Genomic DNA, 20777 nt, shown 5'->3' on the forward strand with positions numbered 1-20777 from the left:
TCTTATTTCTGGAAAAAGCTGAGCATGTCCCCAGCCAGTTGATCGGTATCAACCTGCAAATCGCCTGAGGCCAGCATGGCCTGCATTTGCGCCACTTTGTCGTAATCAACGTCACTTTGCGTATCACTGTTCAGCGTTTGCTGCGCCGTTTGCAATCCCGCCTGAGTAATATCATCGGCGGAAAGCGATGCGGAACTGGACGTGCTCGTCTGCACGCTGCTCTTGTCTGCACGTGCCTGTTCGGTTGTCGATGCAGGGCGATTGCCTGGCAGGGTTGGGGTAATTTTCATAGCAACCTCGTACATATTCCGTTGGGTTGGTTATCTGTTATTGGCTAAAAGCGGCGGCAATAGCGGAAAACTTTAATCCCATCACAAAAAATCCCCGCACTATTCCGCCATCAGCGTGGTGACCACGCCGGTATCGTCCACCATACCGCTAATGATCCGCTGGCTGCTGCTGTTGCGAATTTTTATCACATCCCCTTTACGACCATTCTTCAACGCCACGCCCGGCATTGAAGCGGTAATGCCAGCCATATGGGAGACGATCATCACTGGCTGGTCGCGTTTGACCAGCATCGGCTGAACCAGCTCGCTACGCGTAATCGGTTTACCCGGTTGCAGGGCGCGTTTGCTGGTGAGACCAATCGCTTCATCCATATTTGTTATCAACCCTTCCCGCTGGTTGCTGATATTGAATTTTTTAAGCTGAAGGTCGTCGGCAGTAATCACCGTATCTCGGGCAATCAACGACTTTGGCATCACTACCGGCACCGACACGTCGGGGCGCACTGCAACGTTATATTTCCAGCCCGCATTGCCTGGGCAGGTCACCACAAAGTTCATTCGTGACAAGGCCATCTCCGGGGAAGAGTTAGCGGTGATCTGTGGCGCCGACGCGCATAGCGCGCTGTTACTCACGGCTGAGGGGATATAGATATTGAACGTGTAGCGATAGTCCTGCCACTGCTGTTTGTGCGCCAGTGCGTCGATTTCATGACTGGCGGCAGTCAGAACAAGTGCGTTGATCTGTTCCCGGGCGCTGTGCTGAATGGGATGGACGGCGGCATGTACGGGTAAGACGCAGCATAAAGCCAGCATTATCTCCGCGGCAAAGGGGAAAGAAGGCTTCCTTACGTAGGAGGGTAGTTTCATAAAGTCATTTCTCATCAATCACTTAAAAGTTGGCATGGTTATTGCTAGCAATAGCGATATCTACGCAGGAGTGATGCAAGAAATGGGAATCAGTTTTCAGCAGGCATTGGGTGTACATCCGCAGGCAGTGAAGTTACGTCTTGAGAGGACCGAGCTACTGACTGCGAATCTGGCAAACGTCGATACACCAAATTTCAAAGCCAAAGATATTGATTTTGCCGCTGAGATGCAACGGGCAAGTCACACAAATGTTTTGCCTGAGGCTGACGTGAAATACCGGGTGCCGATGCAGCCCTCAGAGGATGGCAATACCGTAGAACTGAATACCGAGCAGGCCCGGTTTTCACAAAATAGTATGGATTATCAAAGCAGTCTGACTTTTTTGAATCTGCAACTTAGCGGAATCAAAGAAGCCATCGAAGGAAAATAACCATGTCGTTTACTGATATTTACCAGATTTCCGGCTCGGCGATGACGGCGCAAACCATCCGTCTGAATACCGTCGCCAGCAACATGGCGAATGCGGAATCTCCTGCCAGCAGCGAGGCGCAGGCCTATAAAGCGCGCAGCCCGGTTTTTGCTGCGGTTTACAACAATAGCCTGATTGGCGCAAACAACCGTCACGGCATTGATGGCGCCAGCGTGCAAGTGCAGGACGTGATGCAAAGCGGCGGGGCGGTGAAACGTTATGAGCCGCATCACCCAATGGCGGATCAGAACGGTTTTGTCTGGTACCCGGACGTCAACGTGGTCGAGCAAATGGCCGACATGATGTCTGCCTCTCGTGATTTCGAAACCGACGTTGATGTGCTGAATAACGTCAAAAGTATGCAGCAAAGCTTACTCAAACTGGGAGAAGTGTAATGAATACCCTGGCTCTGTATGCCCAATCTCAGGCGCTGGCTTCTTCTCAGGAGAAGACGGCGGTGGCTGAAAATACTGTGAGCGCCACGGCGCAAAGCAACAACCTGGGGGATAGCAGCTCTTCCTCTACCTCGTCAACCACCGATACCAGTGGAACCAGCGGCACACCGACGACGACAACGTCCACGGAAACGTCCGCGGTCGACACGTTTCTGACGCTGTTCGTAGCCGAAATTGAAAACCAGGACCCCACCGATCCGACCGATCCTACGGCCTATATCGATCAGCTCTCCTCAATGGCGCAGGTAGCGATGATGGAAGAGATGAGCGTGCAGGCCAATACCAACGCCGTGCTGATGAGCAACATTCAGGTGATGGCGCTGGGCAATATGGTCGGCGACGACATCATGGTGCAAACCACCTCGCTGGATATCGAAGATAACAGCAAGGACATTCAGGGACGCGTCACGCTGGATGACAGCTGTACCGATGTGGATCTGCATTTCACCGATGAAGCGGGTGATGACTACACCGTGTCGCTTATTCCGGAAGGTGAAACCTCCGTCGGACCCGGCCAGGTGGATTTCGACATCAATCCTGCGGATTACGGCATCCCGCCGGGTGATTACAGCGTGTCCGTGGTGACCAATACCGGGGAAGAAGAAGTGCCGATTGAGGTGACGGGCAAGGTGGAAGATGTGCGTATTCCGCTCGATGGCAGCACGCCGGTGCTCAACGTTGACGGCGTTGGCGAAGTGCCATTCACCATGATCACCCAGTTTGGTGTACCGGACAGCACCGATGACACCACGCCGCCTGACACTGACGACGGCAGCGATAACGCCGACAGCAATACAGTGCTCTGATTTAGTTTACATTACAGGAAGAAACAATGAGTTATGAAATTGCAGCGACGGGGCTAAACGCCGTCAACGAACAACTGGACGGAATCAGTAACAACATCGCGAACTCCGGGACGGTCGGTTATAAATCAATGACCACTCAGTTTTCCGCGATGTACGCCGGGACGCAGGCGATGGGCGTGAGCGTGGCGGGTTCCGCGCAAAGCATCGCCACCGGCGGCTCAATGGTTTCCACCGGCAATGCGCTGGATTTAGCCATTAACGATGATGGCTTTTTCGTTATGTGCGACAGCGCAGGGAACATCTCCTATACCCGGGCCGGCTCCTTTGTGACTGACAAAAACGGCTATATCGTTAATGCCTCCGGTGATTATCTGCAAGGCTATCCGGTGGATGACAGCGGCACGCTGCAAACCGGTACCGTGACCGATATCCAGATTAAAACCGGCAACATCCCGGCGCAGGCTACCGACAGCATGACCTTCACGGCCAACTTTGATGCCAGTGATGACATTATTAGCCGTACAGGTGACCCTACGGCTGATCCTGCGGTTCCAGCTGTGCCATTTGACCCGAATAATAGCGACACCTACACCGACAGCTACACCACCACCGTGTATGACTCGCTGGGTAACGAGCACTCCGTTAGCCAGTACTTTACCAAAACGGCGGATAACACCTGGGAAGTGCAATACACCTTTGATGGCGAACCGCAGACAGGCGTACCTGCAACTACGCTGACCTTCGATCCGAATACCGGCAAGCTGACCTCTCCGACCACGCCGCAAACTATCACCTTCACTACCGACGAAGCTGCGCCGATCTCAATGACGGTCGATTACTCCGACTGTACCCAGTACGGCTCCGACTTCTCGGTCACCACCAACTCCGCGACCGGCTATGCCTCCGCAACGCAAAACGGCGTGCAGGTGGATGACGACGGTAAAGTTTACGCCACTTACAGCAACGGCGAGCGCATGCTGCAGGGCCAGGTTGTACTCGCCACCTTCCCGGATGAGAACGGGCTGGAAGCGGTGAGCGGTACCGCGTGGGTACAGACCGGCGAATCCGGTACGCCGCTGATTGGCGTGCCTGGCTCTGGTTCCTGCGGCACGCTCTCTTCCGGCATGCTCGAAAGCTCCAACGTGGATATCACCAACGAACTGGTCAACCTGATGACCGCCCAGCGCAACTACCAGGCGAACACGAAAGTGATTTCGACCAGTACGCAGTTGGACCAGGCACTCTTCCAGGCGATGTAAGGCTAAGAAATGGATCGGTTGATTTATACCGCACTAAGCGGCGCCACCCAGACGCTGCTGGAGCAGCAAATTAGCGCCAACAACCTCGCCAACGTCAACACCAATGGCTTTCGTGCGGATATGGCGATGGCGAGTAATGACAAAGTCAAAGGCGGTGGCTTCGACACGCGTTTTATGGCGAAAGAGAGTCCCAGCGGCGTCAATGACAGCACCGGCGTGGCGGAAAAAACCGAGCGTCCGCTCGATGTCGCCATTCAGGGAACCGGCTATATCGCCGTGCAGGATAAAGCCGGAAACGAAGTTTATACCCGCAACGGCAATATTCAGCAGGACGATCAGGGGCAGTTGACCATCGACGGCAATATTGTGCTCGGGGATAACGGCCCGATTATTTTACCGCCGAATGCGATTGCCTCTTTCGGTAGCGACGGCACGCTCTCCGTCACACCTGACGATGGCGATGTCACTGCCACGATGGATATCGATCGCCTGAAGCTGGTGGATATTCCGGTCGCCAATCTGGCGAAAAATAGCGAGGGGATGCTGGTGACGGCGGACGGCGTACCGGCACAACGCGATGAGAACATCAAAGTGAGCGGCGGCTTTCTGGAAGGCAGTAACGTGTCTGCGGTGAGCGAAATGATGTCGTCCATTGCGATGAACCGTCAGTTCGAAGCGCAAATCAAGATGATGAAAACGGCTGAAGATCTCAGCGACTCAGGCAACAGGCTGCTACGCGGCTCCTGAGCCGTAGTCTTTAATCAGGGATAAAGTTTTATGAACGCAGCGTTATGGATCAGTAAAACCGGCCTGTCGGCGCAGGATGCTGAGATGAGTGCGATTGCCAACAACATCGCCAACGTCAATACCACGGGCTTTAAGCGCGACCGCGTGATGTTCCAGGATCTGTTTTATCAGACTCAGGAAGCGCCGGGCGCCATGCTCGATCAAAACAACATCATGCCGACCGGAATGCAGTTCGGTAGCGGTGTTCGTATTGTGGGAACGCAAAAAACCTTTACCGAAGGGAATGTAGAAACCACCGACAATACAATGAACGTGGCCATCATGGGGCAGGGATTTTGGCAGGTGCAAAAGGCGAACGGGGATATTGCGTATACCCGTGACGGCAATATGCAGGTTAACGCCGACGGCGTGCTGACTAACTCCGAAGGTTTACCTCTGCAACCGGAAATCGACGTTCCGTCCGGCGCTACCAACGTGGCATTTGGTGAAGATGGCACCGTGACGGCGATCCTGCCCGGCGACAGTGACCCTACCGAACTGGGGCAACTGACGCTGGTGAACTTCGCCAACCCGGCAGGGCTGTCAGCCGAAGGCGACAACCTCTATCTGGAGACCGCAGCCAGCGGTCAACCGACGGAAGGTATTCCCGGGGAAGATGGTCTGGGGACTTTGCAGGACAGCGCGCTGGAAGGCTCAAACGTGGATATCGTCAACGAAATGGTGGCGATGATCAACGTGCAGCGCGCCTATGAGATGAACGCCAAAATGGTCTCTGCGGCAGACGATATGCTGCAGTTTATTAGTCAGACACTGTAACTCAAGAATGTGAAATGCCGGATGGTACAGTTCCATCCGGCAGAAATAGGCAGAATGTGAAAAATTATCTCTGGCTGATGGTACTGCTTCCCCTGTTAAGCGGGTGCGAATCGCAGGCTCTCCTGGTCAAAAAAAATGACGAATTCTTTGCTCCGCCCAAAACCGAGGCACCGCCAACGGCGGATGGCCGCGCGGGAGGGGTGTTCGAAACGGGTTACAAGTGGTCGCTGACAGCGGATCGCCGCGCCTATCGGGTGGGGGATATCCTGACCGTGATGCTGGAGGAATCTACCCAGTCGAGCAAACAGGCGAAAACCAATTTCGGTAAGAACAATACCGTGGATATTGGCGCGCCGACCCTCTTTGGGCATACCAAAGATAACCTTTCCGCGTCCGTGGACGCCAATCGCGATTTCAACGGAACGGCGACCTCGCAGCAGCAAAACAGTCTGCGCGGCGAAATTACGGTGTCGGTACACTCGGTACAGTCGAACGGTATCCTGGAAATTCGCGGTGAAAAATGGCTCACCCTCAACCAGGGCGATGAGTACATCCGCCTGAGCGGCCTGGTGCGCGCCGATGACATTCAGAACGACAACTCCGTCTCATCGCAGCGTATTGCCGATGCGCGTATCTCCTATGCGGGTCGCGGCGCATTGAGCGATGCCAATGCGGCGGGCTGGCTGACGCGTCTGTTTAACCATCCTCTCTTCCCGATCTAATGCAGGATTTTACTATGCAACACTTAAGCGGGCGCTGGATGAAAGCGTTAAACGGCATCGTTATTGCCCTGAGTCTGGCGCTGCCTGGCGCGGCGCAGGCGCGATCTCTGGAGTCGCTGGTCAACGTCCAGGGCGTCAGGGAAAACCAACTTGTCGGCTACAGTTTGGTGGTCGGTCTGGATGGAACCGGGGATAAAAACCAGGTCAAATTCACCAACCAGACAATTACTAACATGCTGCGCCAGTTCGGCGTACAGCTGCCGAGTAAAATCGATCCGAAGGTGAAGAACGTTGCGGCGGTGGCGGTCAGCGCGACGTTGCCGCCCATGTACTCGCGTGGGCAAACCATTGACGTCACAGTCTCGTCAATCGGCGATGCCAAAAGCCTGCGCGGCGGTACATTATTGCTCACCCAATTACACGGTGCTGACGGAGAAGTTTACGCCCTTGCGCAAGGGAGCGTGGTGGTTGGCGGGATGAACGCCACCGGGGCCAGCGGTTCCAGCGTCACTGTGAATACCCCCACCGCCGGGCTGATACCGAATGGGGCATCCGTGGAGCGGGAAATTCCCAGTGATTTCCAGATGGGCGATACCATCACGCTTAATCTGAAACGTCCTTCTTTCAAAGATGCCAACAATATTGCGGCGGCGATCAACGCGTCGTTTGGCGGCATTGCGACGGCGCAAAGCTCGACCAACGTCAGCGTCCGCGCGCCAACCAGCCCCGGTGCGCGCGTCGCCTTTATGTCTCAGTTGGATGACGTTCAGGTTCAGGCGGAAAAAGTGCGTGCCCGCGTGGTGTTTAACTCGCGTACCGGCACAGTGGTGATGGGGGATGGCATTGCCCTGCACGCGGCGGCAGTGTCGCATGGCAGCCTGACGGTGTCCATCAATGAAAGCAGCAACGTCAGCCAGCCGAATGCCTTTGCCGGTGGCCGTACGGCGGTGACGCCGCAGAGCAATATTTCGGTGAATCATGCCCGCCCGGGAATGATCAGTCTGCCAGAGTCCAGCAGTCTGAAAACGTTGGTTAACGCCCTTAACAGCCTGGGCGCCACGCCGGACGACATTATGTCGATTTTGCAGGCTCTGCATGAAGCCGGAGCGCTGGACGCCGATCTGGAGGTGATTTAATGGCCGACATCAAAGTGAATCATAGCGGGGGCATTGACGGCAGCGATGCGTTAATGGGCCCGAAAATTAAAGATAACGATTTACAGAAAGCCGCTCAGCAGTTTGAAGCCATTTTCTTACGCAACATGCTGAAAGAGATGCGTAAAACCAATGAGATCTTCGACTCAAAAGACAACCCGTTTAACAGCGACTCGGTACGAATGATGCAGGGATTTTATGACGATCAGCTGTGCAACAGTCTTGCCCAACAGCACGGCATTGGCATTGCCGCGATGATCGTCAAACAACTCTCCCCTCATCACAAAGGATAAAGGTTGCGCGGCGGCTTAAGAACTGTGGTTTTTTCGCCGCTCTTAATCGGCAAGGTTGTTAACGACAGACCGGGTGACTGACCGGCGAGGACTCTTTGATGGACATGATTAATATTGGCTACAGCGGCGCATCGACGGCGCAGGTGGAGCTTAATGTAACCGCGCAAAACACGGCTAACGCCATGACCGACGGTTATACCCGGCAAGTTGCCATCACCAGTACCATTGGCGCCAGCTCCGGTTCAGCCAACAGTGCGGGTAACGGTGTGCAGGTGGACAGTATTCGCCGCGTTTCTAACCAGTATCAGGTGAACCAGGTGTGGTATGCCGCCAGTGATTACGGCTATTACAACACCCAGCAGGAGTATTTAACGCAACTGGAAACCGTGCTCAGCGACGATAACAGTAGCCTGAGCGGCGGTTTTGACAACTTTTTTGCCGCGCTAAACGAAGCCACCACCAGCCCGGATGATTCCGCCCTGCGTGAACAGGTGATCAGCGAGTCCGGCGCGCTGGCGCTGCGCGTGGATAACACGCTGGACTATATCGACTCGCAAAGCAGTGAGATCGTCAGCCAGGAGCAGGCGATGGTGGCGCAGGTGAACACCCTGACTACCGGTATTGCCAGTTATAACCAGCAAATTGCGGAAGCTGAAGCCAACGGCGATAACGCCTCGGCGCTGTACGATGCTCGTGATCAGATGGTGGAGCAACTGAGCGGCATCATGGACGTGCAGGTCAATATTGATGATGAAGGTAACTACAACGTTACGCTGCAAAACGGTCAGCCGTTGGTCAGCGGGCAGGAGAGTTCCACCATCGAACTGGATACCAACGCCGACGGCACGCAGAGCATGTCGCTGACATTTGCCGGAACTACGTCATCGATGAACACCGATACCGGCGGCTCGCTGGGGGCGCTGTTTGATTATCAGAATCAGGTGCTGACGCCGCTGACAGGGACGATTAACAGCATGGCGGAGCAATTTGCCGATGCGGTTAACACCCAGCTTGCACAGGGCTACGACCTGAACGGAAATCCCGGCGAACCGCTGTTTATTTATGATGAAAATTCATCTGACGGCCCGCTGGAAGTGAATCCCGATATCACCGCCGACGAGCTGGCGTTTTCCAGTTCGCCGGATGAAAGCGGTAACAGCGATAACCTGCAGGCGCTGATTAACATCTCCACCGAGCCGCTGGATATTGAGGGGCTGGGCAGCGTGACCGTGGGCGAAGCCTGCTCGTCGATCATCAGCAACATTGGTATCTACAGCCAGCAGAACCAGACCGAAGCCGAAGCGGCGGCCAACGTCTACTCCGAAGCGCAGAACCAGCAGAGCAGCGTCAGCGGCGTCAGCATGGATGAAGAAGCGGTGAACCTCATTACCTACCAGCAAATTTACGAGGCCAACCTCAAAGTTATCTCAACGGGCGCAGATATTTTCGATTCTGTGCTGGAAATGTGTAGCTAACCTGGAGAGGAATGAATATGCGTGTATCTACTCAGCAATCTTATGTGTCCATGACGCAGAGTTTTAACGATCTCTCCAGCGATCTGTCCCATGTCGTTGAGCAAATGGCGACCGGGAAAAGTATTCTGCTGCCGTCTGACGATCCGATCGCGGCGACCCGTATTACGCAACTTAACCGCCAGCAATCGGCCCTCGACCAGTATCAGAGCAATATTGACTCCGCAACGGCGGGCATGAGTCAGCAGGAGTCGATCCTTGATGGTGTGAATAACGATCTGTTGGCGATTCGCGACGATCTGCTGGAAGCGGCGAACGGCACCAATACCGCCGATTCGTTAGCCAGCCTGGGGCAAGATATTCAGTCGATGACCGAAGCGATGGTCTCGGCATTAAATTACCAGGATGAAGACGGGCACTATGTGTTTGGCGGCACGGTCAACGATCGGCCGCCGATTGTCGCCGTGGACAACGACGGTGATGGCGTGACTGATAGCTATACCTACCAGGGTAACGGCGATCATCGCCAGACCACGGTTTCCAATGGCGTGGAAGTCGATACCAACGTGGCGGTCAGTGATTTCTTCGGCGATAGCCTGGACGTGCTGAACACCCTGACGTCGCTGTCGAAAGAGCTACAGGATCCGTCGGTTGACCCTGCCGATCCGCAGGTGCAAAGCGATATTGAAAATGCCATCAATACGGTGGATGACGCTTCCGACTCGCTCAATGCTTCTATTGCCACCATCGGTGAAACGCAAAATACGATGAGTATGCTGAGCGGTGCGCAAACGGATATCGCCACCTCTAACGATCAGTTGATTGGTCAACTGAGCGATCTGGATTACGGCCCGGCCTCTATTACCTTTACCGGTCTGGAAATGGCGATGGAAGCCACTTTAAAAACCTACTCCAAAGTGAGTGAGTTGAACCTTTTCAGTGTGATTTAACAGCGAGCAGTAGCCCAGGAATAGTATGCAGGTCGGTTTAAATACAACATCACTCTCCGGAAGCGGAGCGCTCAATCCTTCTGTGCAACAACATAGCGTTGCGCAGAATGCCCCTGTCCGTCAAAAGTTACCCGCAACGGCGAGTGATTACCCGGCCTCACCGCTTATTACCACCCGGCCTCAGCGCTACAGTGTGCAGCTCAACGATCAGCTCACCACGCTGCAGCAGGCCGACCACTATCTGGGGCAACTGGAACAGCATTTGCTGGATTATCGCCATGCCTCGCGCCGTGGTGGGCAGACGCAGCAGCAAAAGGGTGCTGAGCTTACCCAGTGGCTGGATAAACGCACGGCATTATCCGGCGGCGCGGTTGACCGGCAGTTGCGTCCGGTTCTGCAAGGTGAAGCGCGAGTGACCTTTCACTCACCCGAGCTGGCGCAGATGTTGCAAAAAAATGCCATTAGCTCGCGCATGTTTAGTGTCTCTGACGGACGGCAAACCCAGCACTCTGCGGTAGTGGTTGGTGAGGATCTGGATCCTGGTCAGTACAAAATGATGATGAGCAACGCGCTGCGTCGTGTCGGCGTACAGGTGCACGATCAACAGGGCACGCTGAGTTTTTCCACCTTGGAAAAGCAGTGGCCGCAGATCCAACAAACCCTGAGCGTACGCGATGTCGACGCTAAGTCATCAACGTTTACCCCGCTCAAGATATTCGTCGATCCCTCTCGTTCAGAAGAGCTGCTGCAACAGCTATCTCAGGGGAGTAACCGCCCTCAGGATAGTTTACAGCAGGCGCTGGATGCGATTGGCGATCAGCGTGCGCAAATGGCTGCCCAGCAGGAGAAGGCCCGACAGCTGATTGACGGGATGGCGCGTTTTCCGCAGGCCGAAAGTGCGGTTAAAGCTTCTGAGTCACTCGGTGGGGTACTGAATCATGCTAATCACAATTATCAGGTATTAGCGCAGGCGGTAAATGGACAAGCCCGGCTTTCCAGCCAGACTGTCCGGAGCTTATTAAGCTAATTTATATGGCATGCTTTTGTTGAAAAAGTAAATGTAGCGGGGTCTGTAACTAACAGACCTCCAATATCCTGAGTAAAGAGCAAATTTTGCTGTGGGTTTAAATGAATCCACCACGTATGCAGGTTATGCTCGTTAACAAAGGTGCTGAAATTTGATAAGCGGGGGTCATTTTTATCCGCTTTAGCATCGCTAAAATGAAATTCGCCTTGTTTAGTTGTTCCTGCAAAACGATTAATGCATGCTGAGATTTCGAATGTCGACGGCGCTTCGTTATTTTTTGCCAACGGGATGAACGTTAGAGCAGTGCTTTTGTTCTGCGAACTCATAATGAGTTCGTAATGAGCGTTCTTCCCGCTGTTCAGATCGTAACTGGCAACAACCGTATTCTCAATATGGGCATGAGCCGTGCAGGTAAAGAATAAAGAAAAAATGGCCGTAGAGCAAAAAAAGTAATTATTTGCATTTTGGTATTTCATTTAACATTTCCTCCACTTCTTTAATTAAAATACCATTCATTTCATTATCTTTATTTAACCAGTTATCAAAGTTCAGCGCTAACTGCCAGCTATCATTGCATTGATTACTGAGTACAATATCAAGCGTAAGTTTGTTTAATGCGACTCGGTAATACATGGTCATTGAGGCATTATGCCTAACCAAAAGTTGATCGATTTGTTGCACTCCAGGAAGAATATGTTGCGAAACAACGGGTAATTCTTTCGTTTTTTCCCCGGGATCGTAAAGCTGATAAACAGCAATACGGCTGGAATTTTCAACGTTTTCTTTAACCAGCAGCGGTGTTTCAGTTGGTTTCTCGACTGATGGCGCTTTAAAGTAAGAGATCAGCGCGAAAAGCGACAGGGCAATAACGATAACGGGCAAGGTGATCAGCATGGCCCGGTAAGGGGGATGTCTGGTTGTCGATTTTTTCTTGTCTTCTGGTGATAACGTAATGTTAAATAAAGGTGTTTTTTCATTCGGTGTCGGTGATGACGTTTCATTAGAAACAAGAAATTCAACATCCCCGGTACTCTCTTCGGCTTTCTCACTGGTGCTGCTATCAACCACAAATTCATTATGGTTAATGGTTTCCGTCAGGTAGTTTTTATTAAACAAATACCCTTTTTTAGGGATGGTTTTTATAATTTCTTGCTGTTTACCGTCATCATCGATAGCAACGCGCAGGGCATGAACGGCTGTAGGTAAGCTATTTCCGCCAACGATGCGATTCTTCCAGACGGCTGTCATTAAAAACGAACGAGATAAGACGACATCGGCATTTTTAGCTAATGTCTCTAATAGAATAAAATGATATTCGCCCAGGCGACGAATTTCACCTGTTTCACAATGGATTAACGCATTAAGCGAAGAGTCCATCCGCCAGTTGTTGACTACAATACTCATGGTTTTGTCTACCCGTGCAAGATTTTATATCCGTGGTATTACACCGTTAAAAATCAGTGCATTAAATTTCTGGAGAAATTGAGATGTCTTTCTGGCTGAGAAACAGCAGCCTGATTGGTATTGGGTGTTTTTTGCTCTATCCTAAAAAGGACTGGAAATGTAGCGAAAGTGCCCGAGACTCACAATATAAAAATACAGGGTATTTGCAACGAAATGTAAAATAAGGCATCAACAGAGCGTTTTAAAGTTACTTTGCTTAAGTATAATCTTATTGCTATCATGATGTTATCCCCGCAGGTGCGTAAGTAATCAACCCATTATTAGATATTTCTAATAATCTTTTAATTAAATCTTGATTGAGTCCTTCCTTGTATAGTGACTGTTTTGGTACTAAGGCACGGAAAGCTAAAATAGATGGGCGGGATGTTTGTCTCTTTAGCTAATGAAGTTGTGGGCTCATAAAAATTTTTTTGCAGCGCTTTAAGTTTTCCGAACGGGTGGTCGTTTTTACTGAGTATCGAAACGAAAACGATTATTCACAAGGAGCAGTACCATGTTATCGATTAATACTAATACCGCCTCAATGGCAGCAGTAAACGCCATTAACAAAAGCAGCGCATCTCTGTCTACTTCTATGGAACGTCTGGCGACAGGTAACCGTATTAACTCTTCTGCAGACGATGCTGCGGGCAAACAGATTGCCAGCCGTTTGACTGCGCAGTCCAGCGGTATGGGCGTTGCGCTGAGCAACATTCAGGACGCAACGGCGATGCTGCAGACTGCAGACAGCATGTTTGACGAAATGACTGACGTACTGGGCCGTATGAAAGACCTGTCCACGCAGGCAGCGAACGGAACCTACAGCGACGAAGATATGCAGGCAATGCAGGACGAATACGACGAACTGGGTCAGCAGATGTCCGACATGCTGCAGAACACCACTTACGGCGGCACCAACCTGTTCGGTGTTTCCGGTACCAGCAACACCGGTAAAGATGGCCTGTTCCAGAGCTCAGTCACCTTCCAGGTTGGCGCTGAATCTTCCGACACCATGACCGTGAATATCTCCAGCCAACTGGGCGACCTGACCACTGCTTTGAGCAGTGTTAGCGCCTCTTTCAAAGCTGACCAGGCGGATACTACCGGTACTGCGGGTGTCTCTGGTGGTTCTGAGCTGACCACCTCCGGCTCTGCAAACCAGATGATCACCACCATCCAGACCGCAATGGACGATGTGTCCAAGATCCAGTCCAAACTGGGCGCGTCTATCAACCGTCTGAACGACACCGCTGCTAACCTGACCAGCATGCAGGACAACACCAACGTAGCGATCGGTAACATTATGGATACCGACTACGCGACGGAAGCCTCCAACATGACGCAACAGCAGGTGCTGATGCAAACTGGCATCACCATGCTGAAGCAGTCCAACAGCATGTCCAGCATGGTGTCCAGCCTGCTGCAGTAATTCTGTTCTGTGGTGAAATTGCGCCATTCACAACACCGCCGACTGGCGGTGTTGTGCTTTCAGCGGCAGAAGGGGAGTCAGGAAGTTTCCTGTCCAACGGAAATTCGATTTCCATGCGCTTGGTAACTAATTGATTTTAAATAAATTAAAAACTGGCATACATTTTGCTTTAGCAACGATAACGTCGCACGGAGTTATTCATGATCAACCCAAGAACTATGGCGAAAGCCGCAGCTTATGCCGATATCGCCACGCAGAGCGCCAACCTGCAACAACAGCAGGCAGAGTTAGATGCTGAAAGCAGCGGGCTGGATTCGTTGAGCACGGCATTAACCGATTTCCAGTCGGCTATTGATGCCTTGAACAGTGATACAGACGGTCCACTGACCTTTTCGGCGACATCGAATAACGACTCTACGACGGTTTCTGCCAACTCGGAAGCGCAGGCGGGAACGTACTCATTTTATGTCAGCAAGTTGGCACAGGGTCAGCAGTCTACGTTCCAGATGACAGACAATATTTATGAGGCGACCGGTACGTTTGATCTGACCATGGAAGATGGCAGCAGCATGGAGATCGATCTTTCTACGGCCGATAGCGATGGTGATGGCTATATCGATGCCACCGGGCTGGTAGATGCTATCAATAGTAGTGACGACAACCCGGGGGTTTCGGCTGCGCTGGTGAAAACAGATGGCCAGACAACCATTATGCTGACGTCTGACACTACCGGCGCACAAAGTGGTTTCACGGCGACAGTTAATGGCACGGTCATTGCCAGTCCGGAAACTGCGATGACGACTCCACAAGATGCTGTAATTAATCTGGGAGGTAAGGATGGGCCGACCATCACCAGCAGCAGCAATACCTTCGATGATGTGATTCCCGGTGTGACCATGACCTTTACGGAGGTCAGCGATCCAGACAATGCCAGCGATGTCACGACGATTACCGTGGCAGAAGATTCCAGCGCCTCACAGGCAAAAGTACAGACCTTTGTTGATGCCTATAACACCCTTGTCGACACCGTAGATTCATTAACCAGTAATGGCGGTGATGGTTCTAATCCAGGTGTTTTCGCAGGTGACGCCGGGCTCAATTCATTAACCAACCAACTTGATGATATCGCCCACTCTTACTACGACGGCGTATCGATTGTGGATTATGGCATCTCGCTCGATTCCGACGGTCATTTAGAAATTGACTCCGATAAGTTTAACGAAGCGATGGAAGCGAACCCGGATGGTCTAACGTCGATTTTTGTCGGTGATGACAGCATGGTCGCGCAGATGGATGACCTGATGGACAGCTATCTGGACTCCAGTACCGGCATCATCACTATGCGTGAAGACAACATTGAGGATCAGCAGAGCAAAATCCAGGACGAAAGCGATCAGCTTACTGAAACCTATAACACCAATTACGAACGCTACCTGGAAGAGTACACCAATACGCTGATTGAAACGTACACCATGAAAGTGAGTATGGCCGCGTTTATGTAAGCAACCGGTTTAGTAAAAGAATAGAGAGTCAATATGTACGACACGCAGGATGGTTATTCGCAATACAAAGAGATGGATCTTGCTGCTCGTACGGCAGCAGCATCACCTCTTGAGCTGGTACTGGTGCTGTTTTCCGGTTTGATGGATGAACTGGAACGCGCCAAAAGCCACATTGAGAACAAACGCTATGAGCGTAAAGCGCAGAGCATTAATAAATGCATCGATATTCTCAACGCCTTAACCAGCTCGCTGGAATTTGAAACCGGCGGTGAGCTGGTGGTGAATCTCTCCCGACTTTATGACCACTGCGTTTATCGCCTGTATGAAGCCAGTGGTGAATTGTCGTTAGAAAAAATTGATGAAGTGATCCTGATCCTGACGAATCTGCGCACAGGTTGGGAAGGTCTGTCGGCAAAACTGGGGTAAGGCGATGGAAAGAGAGCGCCAGCAACAACAGCTTTATGCCCTGGTAAAAGAGATGAACGACGCCCTTGATCAAAAGCGTTGGCGGCGGCTACCCAGCCTGCATCAGCAGGTAATGCGCGTTTTTCATGAATATGAAGCCTGGGAAACGGATGCCAGCGCGTTGCGTAAGGTTAAAGACAACATGCTTTCGGCATTTGAGGCGCTGATTGCGAGGCGAACTCAGCGTGCGGAAGAACTTAAAGCGCGAATGGATAAACATCAGCAAAACCAGGAAGGAATGTTGGCGTATTCAATGGTTAATTTAATTTCGGAGAAGGCATGAATCCTGTATTACTGGCCTCGGTCAGTGCGTCGGCAGAAGCCACACCGGAAAAGGCGACTATTTCGGCGTCGGTAGCCCCTGCAAGCAGCGGCACATTTTCTTTACCCCAGCCGGGGCTTAACGCCGCGGCTGAGCGGCTGATTGGCGCAAAACTGAGCCATCAGCAGACATCGGCGGCTGCACATAAACCAGACGACGCGAATCCGGCAGCCATGCAGGCATTGCTGGCGATGCTATTGGCGCAACCGACTCAGGCAGCCCCGGCCGATGTACAAAAGCAGCCTGATGGCGACATGTTGAGAATGCTGGCGCAGGTGCAAACCACCCATTCTGGGTCATCACTGTTGCGCCAACTGGCGAGCGCCATGGCCCAGCCGGAAAAAACGTCCACGCCATCTGCTGAGCAGCATACAACTGACTTATCGTCACTGCCGCCTAAGCTGCAAACGTTATTGGCGTCACTCAGCGAGGATTTGCCGCCAGCAACTCCGGATCAACAGGCTAAGCTGGCGACGTTTTCCGCCCAGGATCTGCGTGCGATTGCGCCGGAGCCTGCGTCACTCTCGACCACCCAACAAATTTCTGCTCGCGTGAAGTCAGCGGATCATAGCGTTCCTCGCCCGATGGTGGAGAGAAAAAACGCTGGCGTGACGGTTAACCCGGCGCTCTCTACGCAAAGTTTGCTCAATACCGCGGCGCAGGGAAATCAGCCGGTGAATCCGCTGATTGACCATAACATCCTGTCGACGCAAGCGTCCTCGCCAGTGACGATGTCAACGGAGGAGCTCGGGGAGAAACTCACCGCGCTGCTTAAAGACAGAATTCAGTTCCAGATTGGTCAGCAGCAGCAGGTGTCGACCATTCGTCTTGATCCCCCTTCGCTGGGCAAACTTGAAATTGCCGTGCAACTGGATGCAGGCAAGCTGATGGTTCATATCGGCGCTAATCAGAGCGATGTCTGCCGCTCATTGCAACAATTTAGCGAGAACCTACGCCAGCACCTGACGGCGCAGAACTTCATGGAAGTCAATGTTCAGGTCTCTTCCGAGGGGCAATCGCAGCAGCAAAAACAGCAGTCAGGTCATCAACAGGATGAGGTGACATCGGCATTAGTGCTCAATGATGAACCTCAATTTCAACGGAATGAATCCGTTCTGATCAAAGTGTAAAAGTAAAATGAAGAAAATTGTTATCGCGTGTGTGATCAGCTCCGTTGTGGCTCTGGGTATTGCGGGGGGCGCAGGATGGGGCATTTATCATTCTATGAATAAGCGAACTACGGCTGCAGCAGGGGTCCCTACCCATGAAGCGGAAGACAGCCAGGATGAATCCAGCAGTATTTTTGTCTCCCTGCCGGAAACGGTAGTTACGCTGCATGATGATGAAGGGAGCGATCGCTATATGGTCGCTGAGCTGGTAATGGTCGTTGATTCAGAGAAAGATGCTGAAAAAATTAAGAAGGACGAACCGCTCTATCAAAGTATTACCGTAGATGAGCTTTCGAATATGAAATATGAAGATATTCGGGCGCTGAAGATCTCCGATATCAGAAAGAAAGTATTTGAGAATCTGAAAGTCGAATTAGCGAAACGTAAAATGGCGACACCTTATAAGGACATATTGGTGAAAAAAGTCGTGTTCCAATAAGCGACAAGCCAGGAAATAACATGATACAGGATGCTTACGAGTCAGAAGACTTTAATGCGACGCCCGTGCTCACGCCAAAGCAAGAGAGCCATTATTTACAGGCTTATCTACCTTTGGTGCGCAAAGTGGTGCGTCAACTTGCGCCGCAATGTACCTGCGTTATGGACAGGCAGGATATGGAACAAACGGCGCTGATGGGATTGCTGAACGCGATTCGCCGCTACGGTCAGCCAGACGAAGGTTTTGCCGGTTATGCTGTTCACCGCATACGTGGCGCAATTCTGGATGAGCTGCGCAGTCTCGACTGGCGGCCTCGCCAGTTACGGCAAAAATACCATCAGATTAAAGATTTGATTCGTGATGCGCGCACACAGCTTGGGCATGAACCCTCATGGGAGGAGCTGTCCCGGCTGGGATTATCGTCTGAGGATTATCAGGAATATCAACAGTTGGAAGGCGCCGAAACGCTGGCCAGTCTGGATGAGTTGCTGAATGGCGATATGCCGATTGCACCGCTCGAAGGGCGGGGGCTTGAGGAGCAATTCGTCACCCAGGAAATGTTGAGTTACGCCCTGAGCCAGCTCAGCGAAAAAGAGAGCCTCGTGCTCTCAATGTATTACCAACACGATATGAATTTAAAAGAGATCGCGCTGGTATTAGGGCTGACCGAAGCCCGAATTTGTCAAATGAATAAAAAAATCACGCACAAGATTCGTGATTGTTTATATCCAGATTAACAATTCCGAATCAACATGCGGAGGACGTAATGCAAAAGATTTTTGGTTTATTAGTGGTTTTGGGCTGCGTATTTGGCGGCTACTTTGAGGCTGGTGGGCAGTTAATTGCTATTTGGCAGCCAGCAGAAATTATTATTATCGTCGGTGCTGGTCTGGGGGCGATGATTATTGGTAACCCGGTACATGTACTGAAAGAGATCGTCCACCAGATCAAAGGGGTAATCAGTAAAAAGAAAATGGGGCCGGAGTTTCAGCGTCAGCTACTGATGTGCCTGTATGAGTTGCTGGAAATGGTGCAAAACGGCGGTCTGCGTATGCTGGATCAGCATATCGAGCAGCCGGAAGAAAGCACCATTTTCCAGAAATACCCGCTGGTGCTGACTCAGAAGCGACTGGTGACATTTATCGCCGATAACTTCCGTCTAATGGCGATGGGTAAAATCGATGCCCATGAACTGGAAGGGATCCTCGATCAGGAACTGGATACCGCGGAAGAATCTTTGTTAACCCCTTCGCGCTCCTTGCAGCGTACCGCAGAGGCGATGCCTGGATTTGGCATTTGTGCTGCGGTATTGGGCATTATCATCACCATGCAGTCCATCGATGGCTCCATTGCGCTTATCGGTTTGAAAGTGGCGGCGGCGTTGGTGGGGACATTCTTAGGGGTATTCATCTGTTATTGTCTGATGGACCCGCTGGCAAACGCCATGGAACAGCAGGCGCGGGCAGAGCATTCGCTGCTCGAATGCGTACGTACCGTGCTGGTGGCGCAAGCGGGCGGTAAACCGACGCTACTGGCGGTCGATGCTGGCCGTAAGCTTCTCCATCTGGCCTCTAAACCCACTTTCGCCAATCTGGATGCATGGGTTAATGCGATGCTGGAGCAGGAATAAGCATGAGGAAGGGGCCAAATCGTCGCGATCGCGGCGCGAAAACCACCATTATCCGCCGACAAATTAAAAAGCATCATGCAGGCCATCATGGCGGGGCGTGGAAGGTCGCCTTTGCTGACTTTACGCTGGCGATGATGGCGCTGTTTATGACGCTGTGGATTGTGAACAGCGTCAGCAAGGCTGACCGAGAAAATATTGTGGCGGCGCTGCACGGCCAGTCAATCTTTAATGGTGGCGGTATGGCACCTTTAAACAAGCTGGGCAAGCAGCCGATAGCGCCGGGTGCGCAGAAGAAAAACGTCACGCGCAACAAGCTGGATAAAACGGTTACCCCGCAAGAGACGGCGAAGATAACAGAAGATAACGCCAAAAAAGCGCTGGATGTAAATGAAAAAGCGGTGTTGCTGAAGCAAAAATCAGCGCGTGAATTGGGCGAGCTGGCGACCGATATTAACGTCATTGCCCGCAACGCACATATGGAAACAAACCTCGAGATGGAGATTGTTCCTCAGGGGTTGCGCGTACTGATTAAAGATGACCAGAACCGGAATATGTTTGAACGCGGCAGCGCCAAAATTATGCCGTTCTTTAAATCGCTGCTGGTTGAGCTGACCCCCGTGTTTGACTCGCTGGACAACAAGCTCATCATTACCGGACATACGGATGCGATGAGCTATAAGAACAACATTTACAACAACTGGAACCTCTCCGGCGACCGTGCTTTGTCAGCACGACGCGTGCTGGAAGATGCCGGCATGCCGCAGGATAAAGTCATGCAGGTTAGCGCCATGGCGGACCAAATGCTGCTGGATGCGAAAAACCCGGAAAGCGCAGGCAACCGCCGTATTGAGATCATGGTGTTAACGCAAAGTGCTTCCGATACGCTGTATCAATATTTTGGTCAGCACGGCGAGAAAGTGGTTCAGCCACTGGTTGATAAGCTGGACAAACAAAAGCAGGTGACTTCTTTACGTCAGCCCTCTGTTCCCGTCACTCATTAATTCTGTTTTCCGCCCCCCACGCAACGTGGGGGCAAATTATCCCTCAGGAA

25 protein-coding genes are annotated in these 20777 nt (G+C 52.0%); 21 read left to right on the forward strand and 4 right to left on the reverse strand.

Going from position 1 to position 20777, the window contains the following annotated elements; translation table 11 throughout:
• Positions 1-2: 2 nt before the first annotated feature.
• Together flgM and flgA are read right to left on the reverse strand one after the other, a co-directional pair.
• On the reverse strand, positions 3-290 hold the full coding sequence (gene flgM / locus OGV71_RS08615; protein ID WP_213747872.1) for a flagellar biosynthesis anti-sigma factor FlgM: 288 nt from the start codon (positions 288-290) through the stop codon (positions 3-5).
• A 99-nt stretch (positions 291-389) separates the two neighbouring features.
• On the reverse strand, positions 390-1157 hold the full coding sequence (gene flgA, locus OGV71_RS08620; RefSeq protein WP_416700818.1) for a flagellar basal body P-ring formation chaperone FlgA: 768 nt from the start codon (positions 1155-1157) through the stop codon (positions 390-392).
• 82 nt (positions 1158-1239) lie between these two features.
• On the opposite strand from flgA, the gene flgB reads away from it, so the two are divergent.
• The 12 genes from flgB (at position 1240) to OGV71_RS08680 (ending at position 11327) form a co-directional block, all read left to right on the forward strand.
• On the forward strand, positions 1240-1587 hold the full coding sequence (gene flgB, locus OGV71_RS08625) for a flagellar basal body rod protein FlgB (RefSeq protein ID WP_003838822.1): 348 nt from the start codon (positions 1240-1242) through the stop codon (positions 1585-1587).
• 2 nt (positions 1588-1589) lie between these two features.
• Positions 1590-2021 (forward strand): flagellar basal body rod protein FlgC, encoded by a 432-nt coding sequence (flgC, locus tag OGV71_RS08630; protein ID WP_003843812.1) that lies wholly within the window; start codon positions 1590-1592, stop codon positions 2019-2021.
• On the forward strand, positions 2021-2887 hold the full coding sequence (locus OGV71_RS08635; protein ID WP_071696397.1) for a flagellar hook capping FlgD N-terminal domain-containing protein: 867 nt from the start codon (positions 2021-2023) through the stop codon (positions 2885-2887). Before flgC ends, OGV71_RS08635 begins: the two co-directional genes overlap by 1 nt.
• A gap of 26 nt (positions 2888-2913) precedes the next feature.
• Complete coding sequence (flgE, locus tag OGV71_RS08640) at positions 2914-4146, forward strand: flagellar hook protein FlgE (RefSeq protein ID WP_071696398.1); 1233 nt, start codon at positions 2914-2916, stop codon at positions 4144-4146.
• 9 nt (positions 4147-4155) lie between these two features.
• Positions 4156-4893 carry a flagellar basal body rod protein FlgF gene (locus tag OGV71_RS08645; RefSeq protein WP_003838815.1) on the forward strand — a complete coding sequence of 246 codons (738 nt, stop codon included), beginning with the start codon at positions 4156-4158 and terminating at the stop codon, positions 4891-4893.
• A gap of 30 nt (positions 4894-4923) precedes the next feature.
• Positions 4924-5709, forward strand: a complete 786-nt coding sequence (gene flgG, locus OGV71_RS08650; protein ID WP_003838810.1) for a flagellar basal-body rod protein FlgG — start codon at positions 4924-4926, stop codon at positions 5707-5709.
• Positions 5710-5765: 56 nt separating this feature from the next.
• Entirely contained in the window at positions 5766-6431 is a 666-nt protein-coding gene (gene flgH, locus OGV71_RS08655) for a flagellar basal body L-ring protein FlgH (RefSeq protein ID WP_003838808.1), read from the forward strand.
• Positions 6432-6445: 14 nt separating this feature from the next.
• The gene (locus tag OGV71_RS08660) at positions 6446-7567 is read left to right on the forward strand and encodes a flagellar basal body P-ring protein FlgI (protein WP_044714336.1); all 1122 of its coding nucleotides are present in this window, start codon (positions 6446-6448) and stop codon (positions 7565-7567) included.
• An 8-nt stretch (positions 7568-7575) separates the two neighbouring features.
• Entirely contained in the window at positions 7576-7878 is a 303-nt protein-coding gene (locus OGV71_RS08665; RefSeq protein ID WP_029139422.1) for a rod-binding protein, read from the forward strand.
• 98 nt (positions 7879-7976) lie between these two features.
• Positions 7977-9353, forward strand: coding sequence for a flagellar hook-associated protein FlgK (flgK, locus tag OGV71_RS08670; protein WP_046669755.1), 1377 nt, complete (start codon positions 7977-7979; stop codon positions 9351-9353).
• Positions 9354-9370: 17 nt separating this feature from the next.
• Positions 9371-10300 (forward strand): flagellar hook-associated protein FlgL, encoded by a 930-nt coding sequence (flgL, locus tag OGV71_RS08675; RefSeq protein ID WP_054528669.1) that lies wholly within the window; start codon positions 9371-9373, stop codon positions 10298-10300.
• Between the two features lie 25 nt (positions 10301-10325).
• The gene (locus tag OGV71_RS08680; protein WP_286533068.1) at positions 10326-11327 is read left to right on the forward strand and encodes a flagellar hook-associated protein; all 1002 of its coding nucleotides are present in this window, start codon (positions 10326-10328) and stop codon (positions 11325-11327) included.
• On the opposite strand, the gene OGV71_RS08685 is transcribed toward OGV71_RS08680, so the two are convergent.
• Together OGV71_RS08685 and OGV71_RS08690 are read right to left on the reverse strand one after the other, a co-directional pair.
• A complete protein-coding gene (locus OGV71_RS08685) occupies positions 11324-11803 on the reverse strand; it encodes a hypothetical protein (RefSeq protein WP_071696402.1) in 480 nt (159 codons plus the stop codon). The two genes, OGV71_RS08680 and OGV71_RS08685, sit on opposite strands and share 4 nt — an antisense overlap.
• Positions 11781-12731, reverse strand: a complete 951-nt coding sequence (locus OGV71_RS08690; protein WP_071696403.1) for a transcriptional regulator — start codon at positions 12729-12731, stop codon at positions 11781-11783. Before OGV71_RS08690 ends, OGV71_RS08685 begins: the two co-directional genes overlap by 23 nt.
• Before the next feature lie 553 nt (positions 12732-13284).
• Here OGV71_RS08690 and lafA point away from each other — a divergent pair.
• The 9 genes from lafA (at position 13285) to lafU (ending at position 20727) form a co-directional block, all read left to right on the forward strand.
• Positions 13285-14199: a lateral flagellin LafA gene (lafA, locus tag OGV71_RS08695; protein WP_071696404.1), complete on the forward strand. Its 915-nt coding sequence runs from the start codon at positions 13285-13287 to the stop codon at positions 14197-14199.
• 200 nt (positions 14200-14399) lie between these two features.
• A complete protein-coding gene (fliD, locus tag OGV71_RS08700) occupies positions 14400-15701 on the forward strand; it encodes a flagellar filament capping protein FliD (RefSeq protein ID WP_257651951.1) in 1302 nt (433 codons plus the stop codon).
• Positions 15702-15734: 33 nt separating this feature from the next.
• Complete coding sequence (gene fliS, locus OGV71_RS08705; protein WP_003843794.1) at positions 15735-16127, forward strand: flagellar export chaperone FliS; 393 nt, start codon at positions 15735-15737, stop codon at positions 16125-16127.
• Between the two features lie 4 nt (positions 16128-16131).
• Positions 16132-16449 carry a flagellar protein FliT gene (locus OGV71_RS08710; protein WP_257651950.1) on the forward strand — a complete coding sequence of 106 codons (318 nt, stop codon included), beginning with the start codon at positions 16132-16134 and terminating at the stop codon, positions 16447-16449.
• On the forward strand, positions 16446-17618 hold the full coding sequence (locus OGV71_RS08715; protein WP_286533070.1) for a flagellar hook-length control protein FliK: 1173 nt from the start codon (positions 16446-16448) through the stop codon (positions 17616-17618). Before OGV71_RS08710 ends, OGV71_RS08715 begins: the two co-directional genes overlap by 4 nt.
• Before the next feature lie 7 nt (positions 17619-17625).
• Positions 17626-18096 (forward strand): flagellar basal body-associated FliL family protein, encoded by a 471-nt coding sequence (locus OGV71_RS08720; RefSeq protein WP_071696408.1) that lies wholly within the window; start codon positions 17626-17628, stop codon positions 18094-18096.
• A gap of 20 nt (positions 18097-18116) precedes the next feature.
• Complete coding sequence (locus OGV71_RS08725) at positions 18117-18833, forward strand: FliA/WhiG family RNA polymerase sigma factor (protein ID WP_016149617.1); 717 nt, start codon at positions 18117-18119, stop codon at positions 18831-18833.
• 29 nt (positions 18834-18862) lie between these two features.
• Positions 18863-19726 carry a flagellar motor stator protein MotA gene (gene motA / locus OGV71_RS08730; protein WP_003843786.1) on the forward strand — a complete coding sequence of 288 codons (864 nt, stop codon included), beginning with the start codon at positions 18863-18865 and terminating at the stop codon, positions 19724-19726.
• Between the two features lie 2 nt (positions 19727-19728).
• Positions 19729-20727, forward strand: a complete 999-nt coding sequence (lafU, locus tag OGV71_RS08735) for a putative lateral flagellar export/assembly protein LafU (protein WP_286533072.1) — start codon at positions 19729-19731, stop codon at positions 20725-20727.
• Positions 20728-20777 lie beyond the last annotated feature (50 nt).

The sequence above is a fragment of the Citrobacter sp. Cf088 genome, from assembly GCF_030334295.1.
GTDB classification, from domain to species: Bacteria; Pseudomonadota; Gammaproteobacteria; order Enterobacterales; family Enterobacteriaceae; genus Citrobacter; species Citrobacter freundii.

Bases quoted from the DNA above. Each gene is read 5' to 3' on its own strand.
- flgM (WP_213747872.1), bottom strand. From the start codon at position 290: ATGAAAATTACCCCAACCCTGCCAGGCAATCGCCCTGCATCGACAACC.
- flgA (WP_416700818.1), bottom strand. From the start codon at position 1,157: ATGAAACTACCCTCCTACGTAAGGAAGCCTTCTTTCCCCTTTGCCGCG.
- flgB (WP_003838822.1), top strand. From the start codon at position 1,240: ATGGGAATCAGTTTTCAGCAGGCATTGGGTGTACATCCGCAGGCAGTG.
- flgC (WP_003843812.1), top strand. From the start codon at position 1,590: ATGTCGTTTACTGATATTTACCAGATTTCCGGCTCGGCGATGACGGCG.
- OGV71_RS08635 (WP_071696397.1), top strand. From the start codon at position 2,021: ATGAATACCCTGGCTCTGTATGCCCAATCTCAGGCGCTGGCTTCTTCT.
- flgE (WP_071696398.1), top strand. From the start codon at position 2,914: ATGAGTTATGAAATTGCAGCGACGGGGCTAAACGCCGTCAACGAACAA.
- OGV71_RS08645 (WP_003838815.1), top strand. From the start codon at position 4,156: ATGGATCGGTTGATTTATACCGCACTAAGCGGCGCCACCCAGACGCTG.
- flgG (WP_003838810.1), top strand. From the start codon at position 4,924: ATGAACGCAGCGTTATGGATCAGTAAAACCGGCCTGTCGGCGCAGGAT.
- OGV71_RS08660 (WP_044714336.1), top strand. From the start codon at position 6,446: ATGCAACACTTAAGCGGGCGCTGGATGAAAGCGTTAAACGGCATCGTT.
- flgK (WP_046669755.1), top strand. From the start codon at position 7,977: ATGGACATGATTAATATTGGCTACAGCGGCGCATCGACGGCGCAGGTG.
- flgL (WP_054528669.1), top strand. From the start codon at position 9,371: ATGCGTGTATCTACTCAGCAATCTTATGTGTCCATGACGCAGAGTTTT.
- OGV71_RS08680 (WP_286533068.1), top strand. From the start codon at position 10,326: ATGCAGGTCGGTTTAAATACAACATCACTCTCCGGAAGCGGAGCGCTC.
- OGV71_RS08685 (WP_071696402.1), bottom strand. From the start codon at position 11,803: ATGAAATACCAAAATGCAAATAATTACTTTTTTTGCTCTACGGCCATT.
- OGV71_RS08690 (WP_071696403.1), bottom strand. From the start codon at position 12,731: ATGAGTATTGTAGTCAACAACTGGCGGATGGACTCTTCGCTTAATGCG.
- lafA (WP_071696404.1), top strand. From the start codon at position 13,285: ATGTTATCGATTAATACTAATACCGCCTCAATGGCAGCAGTAAACGCC.
- fliD (WP_257651951.1), top strand. From the start codon at position 14,400: ATGATCAACCCAAGAACTATGGCGAAAGCCGCAGCTTATGCCGATATC.
- fliS (WP_003843794.1), top strand. From the start codon at position 15,735: ATGTACGACACGCAGGATGGTTATTCGCAATACAAAGAGATGGATCTT.
- OGV71_RS08710 (WP_257651950.1), top strand. From the start codon at position 16,132: ATGGAAAGAGAGCGCCAGCAACAACAGCTTTATGCCCTGGTAAAAGAG.
- OGV71_RS08715 (WP_286533070.1), top strand. From the start codon at position 16,446: ATGAATCCTGTATTACTGGCCTCGGTCAGTGCGTCGGCAGAAGCCACA.
- OGV71_RS08720 (WP_071696408.1), top strand. From the start codon at position 17,626: ATGAAGAAAATTGTTATCGCGTGTGTGATCAGCTCCGTTGTGGCTCTG.
- OGV71_RS08725 (WP_016149617.1), top strand. From the start codon at position 18,117: ATGATACAGGATGCTTACGAGTCAGAAGACTTTAATGCGACGCCCGTG.
- motA (WP_003843786.1), top strand. From the start codon at position 18,863: ATGCAAAAGATTTTTGGTTTATTAGTGGTTTTGGGCTGCGTATTTGGC.
- lafU (WP_286533072.1), top strand. From the start codon at position 19,729: ATGAGGAAGGGGCCAAATCGTCGCGATCGCGGCGCGAAAACCACCATT.